The sequence below is a fragment of the Micromonospora sp. NPDC047756 genome, assembly GCF_055587245.1.
In genome coordinates this window covers 769714-785002 of sequence record NZ_JBVJGQ010000002.1, presented here as the reverse complement: position 1 = coordinate 785002, position 15289 = coordinate 769714, and the positions used below count along the sequence as shown (strand labels likewise).

At 71.7% G+C, this 15289-nt stretch carries 14 protein-coding genes and 1 pseudogene; 10 read left to right on the top strand and 5 right to left on the bottom strand.

The window, feature by feature from the left end; translation table 11 throughout:
- Positions 1 to 12: 12 nt before the first annotated feature.
- Genes ACZ6NZ_RS08575 through ACZ6NZ_RS08540 form a run of 8 tightly spaced genes read left to right on the top strand, consistent with a single transcriptional unit; the run spans position 13 to position 8381 of the window.
- Positions 13 to 885 carry an FAD binding domain-containing protein gene (locus ACZ6NZ_RS08575; RefSeq protein WP_465857084.1) on the top strand — a complete coding sequence of 291 codons (873 nt, stop codon included), beginning with the start codon at positions 13 to 15 and terminating at the stop codon, positions 883 to 885.
- A gap of 2 nt (positions 886 to 887) precedes the next feature.
- Entirely contained in the window at positions 888 to 1436 is a 549-nt protein-coding gene (locus ACZ6NZ_RS08570) for a (2Fe-2S)-binding protein (RefSeq protein WP_465857082.1), read from the top strand.
- Complete coding sequence (locus ACZ6NZ_RS08565; RefSeq protein WP_465857080.1) at positions 1433 to 3823, top strand: aerobic carbon-monoxide dehydrogenase large subunit; 2391 nt, start codon at positions 1433 to 1435, stop codon at positions 3821 to 3823. Before ACZ6NZ_RS08570 ends, ACZ6NZ_RS08565 begins: the two co-directional genes overlap by 4 nt.
- A 10-nt stretch (positions 3824 to 3833) precedes the next feature.
- Complete coding sequence (locus tag ACZ6NZ_RS08560) at positions 3834 to 4700, top strand: XdhC family protein (RefSeq protein ID WP_465857078.1); 867 nt, start codon at positions 3834 to 3836, stop codon at positions 4698 to 4700.
- Between the two features lie 3 nt (positions 4701 to 4703).
- On the top strand, positions 4704 to 5279 hold the full coding sequence (locus ACZ6NZ_RS08555) for a nucleotidyltransferase family protein (protein WP_465857076.1): 576 nt from the start codon (positions 4704 to 4706) through the stop codon (positions 5277 to 5279).
- Positions 5276 to 6145 carry an AAA family ATPase gene (locus ACZ6NZ_RS08550; protein WP_465857074.1) on the top strand — a complete coding sequence of 290 codons (870 nt, stop codon included), beginning with the start codon at positions 5276 to 5278 and terminating at the stop codon, positions 6143 to 6145. Before ACZ6NZ_RS08555 ends, ACZ6NZ_RS08550 begins: the two co-directional genes overlap by 4 nt.
- Positions 6142 to 7146, top strand: a complete 1005-nt coding sequence (locus ACZ6NZ_RS08545) for an SRPBCC family protein (RefSeq protein WP_465857072.1) — start codon at positions 6142 to 6144, stop codon at positions 7144 to 7146. The genes ACZ6NZ_RS08550 and ACZ6NZ_RS08545 overlap by 4 nt, the downstream gene beginning before the upstream one ends.
- Positions 7143 to 8381: a vWA domain-containing protein gene (locus tag ACZ6NZ_RS08540; protein WP_465857070.1), complete on the top strand. Its 1239-nt coding sequence runs from the start codon at positions 7143 to 7145 to the stop codon at positions 8379 to 8381. The genes ACZ6NZ_RS08545 and ACZ6NZ_RS08540 overlap by 4 nt, the downstream gene beginning before the upstream one ends.
- Here the strand turns inward: ACZ6NZ_RS08540 and ACZ6NZ_RS08535 are convergent.
- From ACZ6NZ_RS08535 to map, 5 genes and pseudogenes are all read right to left on the bottom strand, one after another.
- Positions 8306 to 9262, bottom strand: coding sequence for a LysR family transcriptional regulator (locus tag ACZ6NZ_RS08535; protein WP_465857068.1), 957 nt, complete (start codon positions 9260 to 9262; stop codon positions 8306 to 8308). The two genes, ACZ6NZ_RS08540 and ACZ6NZ_RS08535, sit on opposite strands and share 76 nt — an antisense overlap.
- Positions 9263 to 9353: 91 nt before the next feature.
- Positions 9354 to 10151: an FkbM family methyltransferase gene (locus ACZ6NZ_RS08530; RefSeq protein WP_465857066.1), complete on the bottom strand. Its 798-nt coding sequence runs from the start codon at positions 10149 to 10151 to the stop codon at positions 9354 to 9356.
- 34 nt (positions 10152 to 10185) lie between these two features.
- Positions 10186 to 11841: a sulfatase-like hydrolase/transferase gene (locus ACZ6NZ_RS08525; protein ID WP_465857064.1), complete on the bottom strand. Its 1656-nt coding sequence runs from the start codon at positions 11839 to 11841 to the stop codon at positions 10186 to 10188.
- 254 nt (positions 11842 to 12095) lie between these two features.
- A pseudogene (locus ACZ6NZ_RS08520) lies at positions 12096 to 12800 on the bottom strand (CDP-alcohol phosphatidyltransferase family protein); the annotation flags it as partial.
- Between the two features lie 164 nt (positions 12801 to 12964).
- Entirely contained in the window at positions 12965 to 13738 is a 774-nt protein-coding gene (gene map, locus ACZ6NZ_RS08515; protein ID WP_366606283.1) for a type I methionyl aminopeptidase, read from the bottom strand.
- Positions 13739 to 13803: 65 nt separating this feature from the next.
- On the opposite strand from map, the gene ACZ6NZ_RS08510 reads away from it, so the two are divergent.
- Together ACZ6NZ_RS08510 and ACZ6NZ_RS08505 are read left to right on the top strand one after the other, a co-directional pair.
- Positions 13804 to 14106 carry a helix-turn-helix domain-containing protein gene (locus ACZ6NZ_RS08510; RefSeq protein ID WP_465857062.1) on the top strand — a complete coding sequence of 101 codons (303 nt, stop codon included), beginning with the start codon at positions 13804 to 13806 and terminating at the stop codon, positions 14104 to 14106.
- Between the two features lie 280 nt (positions 14107 to 14386).
- The gene (locus ACZ6NZ_RS08505) at positions 14387 to 15253 is read left to right on the top strand and encodes an oxidoreductase (protein WP_465857060.1); all 867 of its coding nucleotides are present in this window, start codon (positions 14387 to 14389) and stop codon (positions 15251 to 15253) included.
- The last annotated feature ends 36 nt before the right edge of the window (positions 15254 to 15289 follow it).

Here is a 15289-nt window from a genome sequence, read left to right as displayed (position 1 = left end):
CGGAGGTGCGACATGCAGGTGCCGGCACCGTTCGAGTACGAGCGAGCCACCAGTGTGGACAATGCGATCAGCCTGCTGGAGCGGCTGGGCGGAACCGCCCGCCTGATCGCCGGCGGGCACAGCCTGTTGCCGATGATGAAGCTCCGGCTGGCGAACTTCGACTATCTGATCGACATCAACGACCTGCACGGCGAGTTGGGCTACGTCGAGGCAGGCCCCGACGAGGTCCGCATCGGTGCGCTGACCCGGCATCGGGAGCTCCTCGAATCCCCCGTTCTGGCGACGGCGTTCCCGATCTTCGCCGACGCCGAACGGGTGATCGCCGACCCGGTGGTGCGCAACCGGGGCACGCTGGGCGGCTCGCTGTGCCAGGCCGACCCGTCCGAGGACCTGTCGGCGGTCTGCACGACGCTGGACGCGCGGTGCGTGATCCGGGGCCCGGGTGGCGCGGAGCGGGTCGTGTCGATGGAGAAGTTCCACGTCGGTCCGTACGAGACGGCCGTCGCCGACGACGAGATCCTGGTCGAAATCCGGCTGCCGGTACGGCCCGGCTGTGGCAGCGCGTACGCCAAGGTCGAGCGCCGGGCCGGCGACTGGGCCGTGGTGTCGGCCGGCGCGGCGGTCTGGCTCGACGGCGGCGCGATCGTCGACGCCCGGGTCGGTCTCGCGGCGGTCGGCCCCAACACCACCGGCATCCCGGCGATCTCGGCGACGCTGCGCGGGCAGGAACCCTCGGAGAGCCTCTACGAGCAGGCCGGGGCGATCGCGGCGGACAGCTGCGACCCGGTGACCGACCAGCGCGGCAGCGCGGACTACAAGCGGCATCTGGCCGCCGAGCTGACCCGGCGGACCCTGCGCCGGGCCGTCGAACGGGCGAGGAGCTGAGCATGCAGGTCACCATGACCGTCAACGACGTCGAGGTCACCCGGGAGATCGAGGGCCGGCTGCTGCTGGTGCACTTCCTGCGCGACGTGCTGGGTCTGACCGGCACGCACTGGGGCTGCGACACCAGCAACTGCGGCACCTGCGTGGTCTGGCTCGACGGTGAGCCGGTGAAGTCGTGCACGGTGCTGGCCGCGATGGCCGGCGGCCACCAGGTGCGTACCGTCGAGGGCCTCGCCAAGGGCGCCGAGCTGGACCCGATCCAGCAGGGGTTCATGCAGTGCCACGGCCTGCAGTGCGGTTTCTGCACCCCGGGGATGATGATGACCGCGCGGGCCCTGCTCGACCGCAACCCCGACCCGAGCGAGACGGAGATCCGGGAGGCGATCTCGGGTCAGATCTGCCGGTGCACCGGTTACGCCACCATCGTGCGCTCGGTCCGCTGGGCCGCCGTGGCCGAGGCGCAGGCCGCGGCCCAGGTCACCGAGACCACCGAATCGACCCAGGCCGGGGAGATCGACAACGCCGGCCAGCCCGCGGAGGCCGTCGCATGACCACTGTGCACGAGCGCGTGGACACGTTCCACGACAACGACCAGAAGCCCGTCGGGTACGGCCGGATGCTGCGCAAGGAGGACCCGCGCTTCCTGCGGGGACGCGGCCGGTACGTCGACGACGTCCAACTGCCTGGGATGCTGCACCTCGCGATCCTCCGGTCGCCGGTGGCGCATGCCCGGATCGTCAGCATCGACACCAGTGCCGCCGAGGCGTCGCCCGGGGTGCGGGCGGTGGTGACCGGTGCGGCGCTGGCGCAGCAGAACCTGGCCTGGATGCCGACGCTCTCCAACGACGTGCAGGCCGTGCTCGCCACCGACAAGGTGCGCTTCCAGGGCCAGGAGGTGGCGTTCGTCGTCGCCGACGACCGCTACGCGGCACGTGACGCGCTGGAGCTGATCGACGTCGAGTACGACGTCCTCGACCCGGTGATCGACGCGCGCCGGGCGTTGGAGCCGGACGCGCCGCTGATCCGCGACGATCTGGACGGCAAGACGAACAACCACTGCTTCGACTGGGAGACCGGCGACGAGGCGGCCACCGAGGCGGTCTTCGCCCGTGCGGACGTCGTGGTCAGCCAGGATCTCGTCTACCCCCGGGTGCACCCGGCGCCGATGGAGACGTGTGGGGCGGTCGCCGACTACGACGCGGTCGACGGCAAGTTGCGGCTCTGGTCGACCACCCAGGCCCCGCACGCGCACCGCACCCTCTACGCCATCGTGGCGGGCCTGCCCGAGCACAAGATCCAGGTGATCGCGCCGGACATCGGCGGCGGGTTCGGCAACAAGGTGCCGATCTACCCCGGGTACGTCTGCGCGATCGTCGCCTCGATCGTGACCGGCAAGCCGGTCAAGTGGATGGAGGACCGCTCGGAGAACCTGATCAGCACCGGTTTCGCCCGCGACTACATCATGCGCGGGGAGATCGCCGCGACCCGCGACGGCCGGATCCTCGGCATCCGCACCAACGTGCTGGCCGACCACGGCGCGTTCAACGGCACCGCCGCTCCGGTGAAGTACCCGGCCGGCTTCTTCGGGGTCTTCACCGGCAGCTACGACATCGAGGCCGCGTACTGCAAGATGACAGCGGTCTACACCAACAAGGCGCCCGGTGGCGTCGCGTACGCCTGCTCGTTCCGGATCACCGAGGCGGTCTACCTGGTCGAGCGGATCGTCGACTGCCTCGCCGACGAACTCGGCATGGACCCGGCCGAGCTGCGGTTGAAGAACTTCATCCAGCCGGAGCAGTTCCCGTACACGACGAAGACCGGCTGGGTGTACGACTCGGGCAACTACGAGCCGACGATGCGGCTGGCGATGGAGATGGCCGGCTACGACGAGCTGCGCCGCGAGCAGGCCGAGAAGCGGGCCCGGGGCGAGCTGATGGGCATCGGCATCGCGTTCTTCACCGAGGCCGTCGGCGCCGGGCCGCGCAAGAACATGGACATCCTCGGGCTGGGCATGGCCGACGGCTGCGAGCTGCGCGTCCACCCGACCGGGAAGGCCGTGGTACGCCTCAGCGTGCAGTCGCAGGGTCAGGGCCACGAGACGACGTTCGCGCAGATCGTCGCCGAGGAGATCGGGATCCCACCGGCGGACATCGAGGTGCTGCACGGCGACACCGACAACACCCCGTTCGGCCTCGGCACGTACGGCAGCCGTTCGACGCCCGTCTCGGGCGCGGCGGCCGCCCTGGTGGCCCGGAAGGTCCGCGACAAGGCCCGGATCATCGCCTCGGGGATGCTCGAGGTGTCGGTCGCCGACCTGGAGTGGGAGAAGGGCGCGTTCCACGTCGCCGGTGACCCGGGGAGGTCCGTCACGATCCAGGAGATCGCCCTGCGCGCGCACGGCGCGGGCGACCTGCCCGAGGGCATCGAGGGTGGCCTGGAGGCGCAGATCTGCTACAACCCGTCGAACCTGACCTATCCGCACGGCGCGTACATCTGCGTGGTGGACATCGACCCCGGCACCGCGCAGGTGAAGGTCCGACGGTTCATCGCGGTCGACGACTGCGGCACCCGGATCAACCCGATGATCATCGAGGGGCAGGTGCACGGCGGCTTGACCGACGGGGTCGGCATGGCGCTGATGGAGATGATCGCGTTCGACGAGGACGGCAACTGCCTCGGCGCGTCCCTGATGGACTACCTGATCCCGACCTCCCTCGAAGTGCCCGACTGGGAGACCGGGTTCACCGTCACGCCGTCGCCGCACCACCCGATCGGCGCGAAGGGCGTGGGCGAGTCCGCCACCGTCGGGTCGCCGCCCGCGATCGTCAACGCGGTGATCGACGCCCTGAAGCCCTTCGGCGTCCGCCACGCCGACATGCCGCTGACGCCGTCACGGGTCTGGGACGCGATGCGCGGCCAGGCCCGGCCGCCGATCTGAGGAGCCGAGGATGACCACCATCGCCGAACGCGCCCGGGAGCTGACCGACACCCGGGAGCCGTTCGTCCACGCCACAGTGGTCCGCGCCCAGGATCCGACGTCGGCCCGGCCGGGCGACGACGCGGTGATCCGGTCCGACGGCTCGATCGAGGGTTTCGTGGGCGGGGTGTGCGCGGAGAGTTCGGTGCGGGCGGCAGCCCTCGACACCCTGCGCGACGGCACCGCTCTGCTGCTGCGGGTGCTGCCGGAAGGCGCGACCCCGTTCCCCGAGACGCCGGGGGCACGGGTGGTGGTGAATCCGTGCCACTCCGGTGGGGCGATCGAGGTCTTCCTCCGGCCGATGCTGCCGGCGCCGGCGCTACGCGTGGTCGGTGACACCCCGATCAGCGCCGCCGTGACGACAGTGGCCGCGTTCCTCGACTTCGACGTCGTCACCGCCGACGACAGCACCGGCTGCACCGCTGTGGTGGTGGCCGGGTTGGGCAGGGGCGAGCCGGAGGCGATCCGGGCCGCGCTCGACGCCGGCGTCGGGTTCATCGCGTTGGTCGCCAGTGACAGACGCGGTGAGGCCCTGCTCGACGAGCTGGGCCTCACCGACGCCGAACGCGCCCGCGTCCACACCCCGGCCGGGCTGGAGATCGGCGCGCGTACGCCGGCGGAGATCGCCCTGGCGATCATGGGTGAGGTGGTCCGGGCCATCCGGGTGGACGGGTTGGCCCCGGCCGCCGGCCCGCCGGCCGCCCGACCACAGCAGGCCGTCGACCCGGTGTGCGGCATGACGGTGCTGGTCGGGGCAGAGACGCCGCACACGCGCGTCGACGGGCAGGACCTCTGGTTCTGCTGCGCCGGATGCCTCGCCAGTTTCACGGCGGCGTGACAGGTGTTCCTGACCGGCGTGGTGCTCGCCGCTGGAGCGTCGGTGCGGCTCGGCGAGGCCAAACAACTGCTCCCGTACCGGGGGCGGACGCTGCTCGACGCCACCCTCGACCTGGCCCGCGGGTGCGGCTTCGACCAGTTGCTCGTCACCCTGGGCGGCGCGGCGGACGACATCCGCGACCGGGTGGACCTGACCGGCTGCCAGGTCGTGCAGAACCCGGCGTTCAGCACCGGCTGCGGGTCGTCGGTCCGCACCGCCGCTCGCGCGCTCGACCCGCGCGCCGACGCCCTCGTGCTGCTCCTCGGTGACCAGCCCGGCGTCCGCGCCGCGGACGTCCGCCGGGTCGCCGCGGCCGGCACCCCGCTGGCCGTGTGCCGGTACGCAAACGGCCTGGGTCATCCCTTCCGCTTCGGCCGTGAGGTCCTGCCCGAGCTGTACGACCTGCACGGCGACAAGGCCGTCTGGAAGCTCCTGCACTCCGGACGCCACCCGGTGACCGAGGTGACGGTCGACGGGCCGGTGCCCGTCGACGTGGACACCCGGGCCGACTACGCGCGCCTGCTGGCGGGCGAGGCATGAAGGACGCCCAGGCCGTCCGGCACCGCCTCGACGCCGTCGACTACCTGGTCGACGACGGCATGGCGATGGCCCTGTTCCTGGCCTTGCGCCTCGGTCGGCCGCTGCTGCTGGAGGGCGAGCCGGGGGTCGGCAAGACCACCGCCGCGAAGGCGTTGGCCCGCGCGCTGGAGACACCGCTGATCCGGTTGCAGTGCTACGAGGGGCTCACCGCCGGCGAGGCACTCTACGAGTGGAACTACCAGCGGCAACTGTTGGCCATCCGGCTCGCCGAGGCGCACCACACCCGGCTCACCGACGCGGACCTGTTCAGCGCCGAGTACCTCCAGGAACGGCCGATCCTGCGGGCCGTACGCCACCGGGGGCCGGTCCCGCCGGTGCTGCTGATCGACGAGATCGACCGGGCCGACGACGAGTTCGAGGCGTTGCTGTTCGAGTTCCTCGGCGAGACCGGCATCACGATCCCCGAACTCGGCACCTTCACCGCCCGCACGCCACCGGTCGTGGTGCTCACCTCCAACCGCAGCCGGGAGTTGCACGACGCGCTGCGCCGCCGCTGCCTCTACCACTGGATCGAATACCCCGAACCGTCCCGCGCCGTGGAGATCGTCCGCCGGGCCGTACCGGGCGCGGCCGGGCCGCTGATCCAGACGGCCGTGCAGTTCGTCGGCGGCGTACGCCACCGGGAGTTGGAGAAGGCCCCCGGCATGGCGGAGACCATCGACTGGGTGGGCGCGCTGTCCGTGCTGGGCGTCACCGACCTGGCCGCCGACGGTGTCGCGCAGACCATCGGCACCATCGCCAAGACCCCCGACGACCGCGCCGTGGTCGCCGCCGCGCTCGGCGCCTACCAGGAGAGTCACCCATGAAGATCACCAACGAGTTCGCGGTCACCGTCCCGATCGACCGGGCCTGGGCGGTGCTCACCGACCTGGAAGGGCTCGCGCCGTGCCTGCCGGGCGCCCAGCTGACCGATGTCGACGGCGACGTCTACCAGGGCCGGGTGCGGGTCAAGGTCGGGCCGGTCGTCTCGGAGTTCGCGGGCACCGCCCGGTTCGTCGAGAAGGACGACGCCGCCTACCGCGGGGTGATCGACGCGAAGGGCCGGGACGCCCGCTCGGCCGGCACCGCGTCCGCGCTGGTCACCGCCCACCTGCGGCCGGACGGCGACCGGACGCTGGTCAGTGTGGACACCGATCTGAAGATCTCCGGCCGGCTGGCCCAGTTCGGCAGCGGCATGATCAAGGAGGTGTCGGGCAAGCTGCTGGCCCAGTTCGTCGCCAACCTGGAGACCAAGCTCGCCGCCGACCCGCCGGCCCCGCGTCCGCACGCCCACACCGTGGCGGCCACCTCCGCCGCGCCGCCCGAGTCCACCCCGGCGGCGTCCGAGCCCACCACGGCGGCGTCCGAGCCCTCCACCACGGCGGCGTCCGAGCCCACCCCGGCGGCGTCCGAACCCTCCACCCCGGCGGCGTCCGCCGCGGCGATCGAGGCAACTGCGGTCGCGTCCGCCACGGCGGTCGCGACCACGCCCAGCACTGCCGCCGTAGCGCCCGCACCCGTCGAGCCGTCACCGGTCGACCCGTCGCCGGTCTCGTCACGGCCAGGTCCGCCGCCGGCCGCTTCGGCCGATGGGCCGTCGGGCGTCGGGGCGTCGGGGGTCGGGCCGTCGGGCGTCGGGCCGTCGGGCGTCGGGCCGTCGGGCGTCGGGGCGTCGGGCGATGCGGTACGTGTCGCGCCGGCCGCCGAGCCGGAGGCGCTCGACCTGCTCAGCATCGCCGGTGGGTCGGTGACCAAACGCCTCGTACCGGTGGTCGTCGGTCTGGTCGCGGTCGGCGCGGTGATCGCCTGGCTGGTCGCGCGCCGGTGAGCCAGGGCGTGCTGCGCGGCGTAGACCGGGCCGCGTTCGCGGTGGCCCTCGCCGGTCGGCTGCGACGGGCCGGGGTTCCGGCCGGGCTGACCACCGTCGACGACTTCGTCCGGGCGCTCGCCGCCAGCCCACCCGACTCGATGTCGGCGCTCTACTGGACCGCCCGAATCAGCCTGGTGCGACGGCACACCGACGTGCCCGCGTTCGACCGGGTCTTCGCGGCGATCTTCGCGGACCCCCCACCGTTGCCCCGACCGCAGCGGTCCGCGCCCTCGGCCGGCAGTTCCGACGACCTATACGTCCGGGTGCCGGCCGACACCGACGACGCGGGGCCGGGCGGCGGCCTGCCCTGGGCGACACTGCCGCCGGCCGTCGCCGAGACACCTGAGGACGACACAGCGCTCCGACTGCCCGAGCGGCGCCCGAGCGCCCACACCGGGCTCGCCGACCGTCCGTTCGACGCACTCGACGCCGCGCAGGTCACGCAACTCGGCGACGCCCTGCGCGCGGCCGTCGCCGGCTGGCCGACCCGACGCACCCGACGGCACACCGTCGGCCCGGCCGGCGCCCGGATCGCCCTGCGGGCCACCATCGCCCGGTCCCGGCGTACCGGCTGGGAGCCGATAGAGGTCGTCCGCGCGCGCCCGGTACGGCGGCCGCGGCGGGTCGTGCTGCTCTGTGACGTCAGCGAGTCGATGCGGGCGCAGGCCACCGCGTACCTGCATCTGATGCGGGCGTTCGCGGTGGTCGCCGATGCGGAGGTGTTCGCGTTCGCCACGACGCTGACCCGGCTCACCGTGGTGCTCCGGCACACCTCGGCGGCGGAGGCGGTCGCACAGGCCAGCGCCGCCGTGACCGACCGGTACGGGGGCACCCGGATCGCCACGAACCTGCGCGCCCTGCTCACCTCCCACCATGCGGAGGCCGTACGCGGGGCGGTGGTGCTGATCGGGTCGGACGGGTGGGACAGCGATCCGCCCGCCGACCTGGCAGCGGTGATGGCCCGGCTGAGCCGCCGCGCGTACCGGATCGTCTGGTTGAATCCCCGCGCCGGCGCACCCGGCTTCGCCCCCCGCGTCGGCGGGATGGCCGCCGCGCTCCCCTACTGCGACCGGATGCTGCCGGCCGGCACCTTTCACGACCTGCTTGTCGTCGCCCGTCAGCTCCAGAGCGTTACGTGCACCGACGGCCGGAAATGGCCGACGCTGACGCCCGCACCGCGCATCATCGCCTGAATCGCCCTCGGCGTCGACGAGAAGCGCGACAGCTCCTCGGCGGCCGACATCGCACCGGGGGTGGCGAGCACCTGCGCATGCCACACCGCCTCCATCGTGGCGTGCGGCCCCAGAACCTGCCCGAGCTGGCCCTGACGGATGTCCGGCGCGACGGTGAACGCGAGGGCCGGCGCCACCCCCCGGCCCCGCTTGGCCTCCCCCAGCGCGGCCGCGTGGCTCTGGAACAGCTGCTGCCGCTCGTCCGGTACGGCCAGCCGGCGCAGCAGCGCCGGGACCGCGCCCCACTCGGTGGCGGCCGACGGCCCGAGCAGCCAGGTCTGCTCCCGCAGCTGCCCGGGTGACGCCGCCACGCCGGCCAGTGGATGCTCCGGGCCGACGGCGATCACGAGCCGGTAGTTCATCACCGGCCGGCAGTCGATCGCGCCGTCGACGACCGACGGTTGCGGCCCGATCGCGATGTCCGCGGCGCGGGTCGACAGCAGCGACCCGAACGATCCCGGGTTGCGCACGCTCAACTCGACGTCGAGGTCGGCGGCGCGCTTCGCGAAGAGTTCGATCAGCCCCGGCGCGGCGAACTCCGCGAACAGGCTCGACGCCGCGACCCGCAGCATCCGTCGGCCGCGCGTCGCGGCGCTGACCTCCAGGATGGTGCGGTCCTGTAGACCCAGCATCTCCGCCGCCCGACTGGCCAGCCGCAGCCCACCCGCCGTGAACTCGAGGCCCGCCGCCGTCCGGGCGAAGAGCTTGTCGCCGAACTCCCTGCGCAGTTGGGCGATGTGCAGCGACACCGCCGACTCGGACACCTGAAGCTCCGCGGCGGCCTGTTTGACCGATCCCAGCCGGACCACGGCGACGTACGCGCGCAGCTGTGTCGGGGTCATCGGCCCTCTCCCCCGCGATCGCGTGGCGCGGCTCGACGTCGAGACGAACGTCGATCATCCCGCGCTGGTCCGCGCCACCGCCAGCATCCGATCAGTCGGTGGTGACCGCCTGATTGCCGGACACGCAGTACACGTCGCCGGAGTTCGCGGCGTGTGGCAGGTCGTGCAGGTGCGTCGCCAGGTCGGTCGCGGACGTCCACCGTTGGAAGGTCATCGACTTGTCGTCGCCCACCGCGACGTCGAAGCCGTCAAAACCCAGCGCGGTCAGGCGAGCGAGACACCGGTCGGCGACCGCACGCGCGATGGTGGTGAACTCGAACGACAGCGCGGGCAGCGGGAGGCTCAGGCCCGCCAGCACCTCGTCCTCGAAGCCCTCAACGTCGATCTTGGTGAAGGTCGGCACGCCGTACGTCTCGATCAGCGCGTCCACGGTGACCACCGCCACCTCGATGTCGGTGTCCCACACCTGGCCCTCCCACCCGCCCGCCCCTTCCGCCGCGAGGACGAAATCCGGTGAGGCGGTGGACACCGTGGGGTTGGCGGAGTTGACGTGCAACCGGGTGCGCCCGGGAAGCGCGCCGCAGGCCGCGTCGACCACTGTCACCTGGTCGTCGTCGGCGTAGATCGCCCGCAGGGCGCGCAGACACAACGGCTGCGGTTCCACCGCGACGACCCGGGCACCGAGGCGACGGAAGCTGGCGATGTGATCGCCCACGTGGGAGCCGATGTCGAAGACGAGGTCCCCGCCGTCGACGAAACGGGAGTAGAAGGCGTCCATCCTCGCGTCCCGCTCGGGATCGCCGTAGTAGACGTCCAGCGACCGGTGCAGCAGGGACAGGGCCGGGTCGCTGCGCAGCGCGGCGATCCTGGTGTCGGTGCCAGCCGTCATCTGTCTGGTCCAGTCCGTGAGAGTGGTGGCCGGGTCACGGCCCGAAGGCGGTCAGGAACCGGTCCCGGAAGGCGTCCATCCGCCAGACCGGCGCCTGCGGTCCGGGCTTCAGCCCGTCCTGCCAGCCCCACCCGGAGATTCGGTCCAGCACGGCCCGGTCCCGGGTGATGAGCGAGATCGGCACGTCGTGGCTGGCGTTCTCGCCGGTGACGACCGCGGCGGGTTGGTGGTCACCGAGGACGATGAACACGAGGTCGTCGTCTCCGTAGGTCCGCACGTAGGAGATGAGCGCGCCCATGGTGTACTCGATGGACTTCCGGTAGTCCGCCCGGATCTGGGCGGTGTTGCGGCGCTTGTCGTCCGACCTGCCCGCGCCGGCCCCCCGGTAGACCGAGCCGTCGCCGACGTCGTTCCAGTCGAGCAGCGGCGGGACGGGCGTCCAGGGCGCGTGACTCGACACCAGCGCCAGCTCGGTCATCACGTTGCTGTCGCGCTCCGCCTGCTCCAGGCGCTGCCAGCTGGCCAGGGTGTACTGGTCGGGCGGGGTGCCGAAGCTGAACTTCGGGCCTCGGTACGCGAGCGTCCTGGCGTCGTAGAACCGGTCGTAGCCGAAGAAGGAACCCTCCGGCCACGGCTTGGTGACGGCGGGCATCACGCCAACGGTCTGCCAGTTCGCGCGTTGGAAGGCGCGGTTGAGGGTCATCCGGTCACTGGACAGCAGGGTGCGGTGGCGCTGGTCGTTGTCGATCCACAGGCCGGAGAGCAGTGTGTCGTGCGCGAGCCAACTGCCGCCACCGAAGGTCGGTGAGGTGAGGAAGCCGCTCTGCGCGGCGAAACCCGCCGCGCCCAGCTGACTGGTGCCGCGGTCGAGGACCGCACCTACCCACGGCGCGAACTCCGGGTCCTCGACGGCGTCCCGGCCGTAGCTCTCCACGAAGGCGACGACCACGTTCTTGCCGCGCAGCGCGGTCAGTAGCTGGTCGCCCGGGGTGTCGCCGAACGTGTCGGACTCGATCAGAGCGCCGAACGTCTCGCGGTCGTCGAGGCGCAGGCGCACCTGGAAACCGTGACCGTTGGCCAGCGTGGTCGCGGAGGTGTCGGCGACCGGCACGCCCTCGACCACCCGCACGTTGAACGCGGCGCAGGCCACCCAGACGACCACCAGCGCGGCGACGACCCGGGTGGTACCGGTGCGGTGCCGGACCACCACCCCCCGCAGTCGCCGCGTCGACAGCGTGACAAGCGTCGGCAGGAACACGACCACCACCGCCAGGGCGACCGCGGCACCGATGGCGGCGGGCCGGCCGTACGACTCGCTGAGGAAGGCGAACCCCTCGTCGAGGAGCGCCCAGTCGAGCACCGGGTCGAACGCCCGGCTCAGCGACGCGGTGAATCCCAGGTCGAGCAGCTTCAACACACCGAGCAGGCCGAGAGCCACGCCGGCCAGCGTCGCGACCATCCGGCTGCCGCGAGACGGCAGGGCCAGCAGGAGGGCCACGACCAGTAGCGCCTCCAGGGGAATCCGCGCGAACGCCGCCGGGCTGAGCCGGCCGTAGTCGTACGGCACGGTGAGGACGAGCAGCACGAGCAGGGCTGCCAGCACGGTCGTCAGCCGGGCGGCGACGGAGCGTTTCGGCCGCTCCTCGACGTCGGTGCCGTCGGCGGTGCCGTCCGAGACCTCGACCTCCATCGCCCTCCGTCCCTGGTTCGGCAGCTGACGTACGCGTGTCAAGAGCGACAACCCGCGCATCCTTTCATGATCTTTGTTCGGCGCAGCATCCAGGAGGCTCAGACGCGGGCGGTCCCGCGTCGGGCGACAGCGACCGTGGGGCGGTCCGACCAGGGCAGCCCGTCCGGCCGGCTCGCGCCCAGCGCCGTCACCGCGCCCGGGGCACTGTGGCTGGCCGAGCTGCCCACGTGGACCGTCGCGGCCGGGGTGGCGTGGGTGACGGCGCGGCGGCGGCGCCGGGTCGTCCAGAGCCAGGTCACGTCCCGCCCGAACGACTCGACCAGCAGCGCCACCGACACCACCAGCATCACTGTCGTCAGCGGCGCGGGCAGCACGTCGGCCATCGCGACCGTCAACACGACACCCTGGATCGCGGCGACGACCTTGCTCCAGTAACGCGGCGGCGCGGATCCCCGCATCCACTCCAACACCCAGGTCGCGCCGCCGTAGAGGTAGCGCATCGCGCCGATCACGAGCACCCAGCCACCCACCGCGGGGGCCACGTGCAGGCAGAGCACCAGGACCAGGAAGGAGTCGATCTCCATGTCGAAGCGCGCGCCGAGCTCGCTGGTGGTTCCGGTACGACGGGCCGTGTACCCGTCGACGGCGTCGAGGGCCAACGCCACGCTGGTGAGGACGACCATCAGGGTGACCGGAGCCGACCGGCCGAACGAGTCGGCGGCCAGGGCCGTTACGCCGCCGACGAGGATCGCCCGGCTCAGTGTCACCCGGTCGGCCGGGCTGAGCGCACCCGCGCCCGAGCGGGACATCCCCCGGCTCAGCAGGGCACACAGGACCACCCCGTACGCCAGCCCCGCCACCCAGCCCGCCGCGCCCAGACTGACCGTCTCCGCCAGCAGGGCCAGCAGGCCGATCTGCACGAGCAGTCCGATGACCGGACCAGTTCGAACCGTTGACATCGTGCCTCCGCGACTCTGGTGGGTGACCCTGACCGTCATCACGGAAAATATGACCGATCGGTTCATTCTGAACGCGACCTGGCAGGGGTGCCCCACAGAGACCTGCCCGTCGACTGGCCGGTTAATCGTCCACCGTGGCTGCGGGTCGACCGCCGGGCCGTCGGTCAGGGCGTCGGCAGGGTCAGCACCTCGGCACCGTCGTCGGTGATGGCGATGGTGTGCTCGCTGTGCGCCGTCCGGCAGCCCGTCGCGCTGCGGAGGGTCCAGCCGTCGGCATCGGTGATCAGCGTGGCGGTGTCCGCCATCACCCAGGGCTCCAGCGCCAGCAGCAGCCCCGGGCGTAGCCGGTAACCGCGACCGGGGCGCCCGGTGTTGGAGACGTGCGGGTCCTGGTGCATCGTCGAGCCGACGCCGTGGCCGCCGAACTCCGTGTTGACCGAGTATCCCGCCGCCGTGAGAACCGAGCCGATCGCGTGGGAGATGTCACCGATGGGAACGCCGGGGCCGGCGGCGGCGATCCCGGCCTGCAACGCGCGCTCGGTCGCGTCGATCAGCGCGACGCTCTCCGGGGGCCGCACGTCGCCCACCACGAAGCTGACGGCCGAGTCCGCGACGACTCCGCGGTGGGAGACGGCGAGGTCGAGCGAGAGCAGGTCCCCGTCGGCGAGTGGGTAGTCGTACGGCAGCCCGTGCAGCACGGCGTCATTCACCGACGTGCAGATGTAGTGGCCGAACGGCCCACGCCCGAAGGACGGCTCATAGTCGACGTAGCAGGACTGCGCCCCGGCTTCGATGATCATGGCCTGCGCCCACCGGTCGATGTCCAGGAGGTTGGTGCCGACCACGCAGCGGCTCTTCAGCGTCTGCAGGATGCCGGCGACCAGCGCGCCGGTGTCCTTCGCTCGCAGCACGTCGGTGGGGCTCAGGATCTCGATCATGCAGCGCCTTCCTCGGACGACCAATAAGTATCCCGGCCATATTATCCCGGTACTAGAATCGGAGCATGGTCAGGTTGCCACTCACTCCCGAAGAGCTCGAACGCGGTCAGCGCCTCGGCGCGCTCCTGCGTCGGGCCCGTGGAGAGCGTTCGATGCTCCTCACCGCGCTCGACGCGGGCGTCTCGCCGGAAACCCTTCGAAAGATCGAGTCCGGCCGGATAGCCACCCCCGCCTTCCCGACCATCGCGGCGATCGCCGACGTCCTCGGCCTCTCCCTCGACGCCGCCTGGTCGGAGATCAACACCTCGGACGGCAGCGCCGAACTCCCCCGGCCGACGCGCCCCGCGCGAGAACGGTTGGCCTCCTAGCGCGCGGCGGTCGAGCCTGTGGACGCCGCCACGGGGTGGGCCCGAGCCGCTTCGCTGCCTACGCCGCTGTCCGCCGGGACTCGGTAAACGCCCCGCCTTTGGGAGGGTCTGCCGTCAGGCTCCAAACGCGAATGCAGTCAGGAACCGCATGAGCCGCGACTGTCACTGCACTGCCGGCAGAGCGCTATCTGACTATAGATAACCTAACAGTGATTCCTCCCGATCGGTATCGGGCAGACGCCCGACTGCGCAGGTCAGTGGCGGTGGCTAAGTTCGCCCGATGTCTACCAACATGATCGGTGCGGAATCCGCGGGCACCTGGACGCTCGGCGATCTGAGCGTCAATCGAATCGGATTCGGCGCGATGCGACTGACGGGTAACGGCAGAGCGGCGAGCGACCGCGCGCGAGCCATCAGACTGCTACGCCAAGCGGTCGACCTCGGCGTGAACCACATCGACACGGCGGCGTTCTACTTCTCGCCACTGCGGTCGGCCAACGAATTGATCAACACGGCGCTGTCGCCGTACCCGGATGACCTGGTCATCACCACGAAGGTCGGACTGGGCCGCGACCCGTCGGGAGGGTGGCTGCCGCTGGCCCGCCCGGATGAGCTGCGTGGACAGGTAGAGGAGAACCTGCGCCAACTCGGCCGCGACCACCTGGATGTCGTGAACTTGCGCCAGCACGGACTGGAGTCGGTAGCGGAGCACTTCGGTGCGCTGGCCGAGCTACGCGACACCGGACTCATCCGGCATCTCGGCCTGTCGAACATCCGTCCGCAACACCTCGCGCAGGCACAGGCGATCGCCCCGGTGGTCTGCGTACAGAACACCTACGGTGTCGACACCCGACGAACGCAGGACCTGCTCGTGCGTACCTGCGGCGAGCAGGGCGTCGCATTCGTGCCGTTCTTTGCGATCGCCGGGGACCGACGTGAGGCCGGCGGCGTGGCCGCCAACACGGCGGTGGAGGCCATCGCCCGCACGCACGGCGCGACGCCCGCTCAGGTGCGGATCGCCTGGACCCTCAGCCGCGGCCCGCACCTGCTGGCCATCCCCGGTACCGGCAACCCCGATCACCTGGTCGAGAACCTGGCCGCCGGGGCTCTGGTCCTGTCGCCGGACGAGTTGGCCAGCCTCGACTAACACTCCCGGCAGGATGCAGCCCCGCCACGACCTCCA

Bases quoted from the DNA above. Each gene is read 5' to 3' on its own strand.
- ACZ6NZ_RS08535 (WP_465857068.1), bottom strand. From the start codon at position 9,262: ATGACCCCGACACAGCTGCGCGCGTACGTCGCCGTGGTCCGGCTGGGA.
- ACZ6NZ_RS08510 (WP_465857062.1), top strand. From the start codon at position 13,804: ATGGTCAGGTTGCCACTCACTCCCGAAGAGCTCGAACGCGGTCAGCGC.
- ACZ6NZ_RS08550 (WP_465857074.1), top strand. From the start codon at position 5,276: ATGAAGGACGCCCAGGCCGTCCGGCACCGCCTCGACGCCGTCGACTAC.
- map (WP_366606283.1), bottom strand. From the start codon at position 13,738: ATGATCGAGATCCTGAGCCCCACCGACGTGCTGCGAGCGAAGGACACC.
- ACZ6NZ_RS08565 (WP_465857080.1), top strand. From the start codon at position 1,433: ATGACCACTGTGCACGAGCGCGTGGACACGTTCCACGACAACGACCAG.
- ACZ6NZ_RS08575 (WP_465857084.1), top strand. From the start codon at position 13: ATGCAGGTGCCGGCACCGTTCGAGTACGAGCGAGCCACCAGTGTGGAC.
- ACZ6NZ_RS08560 (WP_465857078.1), top strand. From the start codon at position 3,834: ATGACCACCATCGCCGAACGCGCCCGGGAGCTGACCGACACCCGGGAG.
- ACZ6NZ_RS08505 (WP_465857060.1), top strand. From the start codon at position 14,387: ATGTCTACCAACATGATCGGTGCGGAATCCGCGGGCACCTGGACGCTC.
- ACZ6NZ_RS08545 (WP_465857072.1), top strand. From the start codon at position 6,142: ATGAAGATCACCAACGAGTTCGCGGTCACCGTCCCGATCGACCGGGCC.
- ACZ6NZ_RS08525 (WP_465857064.1), bottom strand. From the start codon at position 11,841: ATGGAGGTCGAGGTCTCGGACGGCACCGCCGACGGCACCGACGTCGAG.
- ACZ6NZ_RS08530 (WP_465857066.1), bottom strand. From the start codon at position 10,151: ATGACGGCTGGCACCGACACCAGGATCGCCGCGCTGCGCAGCGACCCG.
- ACZ6NZ_RS08570 (WP_465857082.1), top strand. From the start codon at position 888: ATGCAGGTCACCATGACCGTCAACGACGTCGAGGTCACCCGGGAGATC.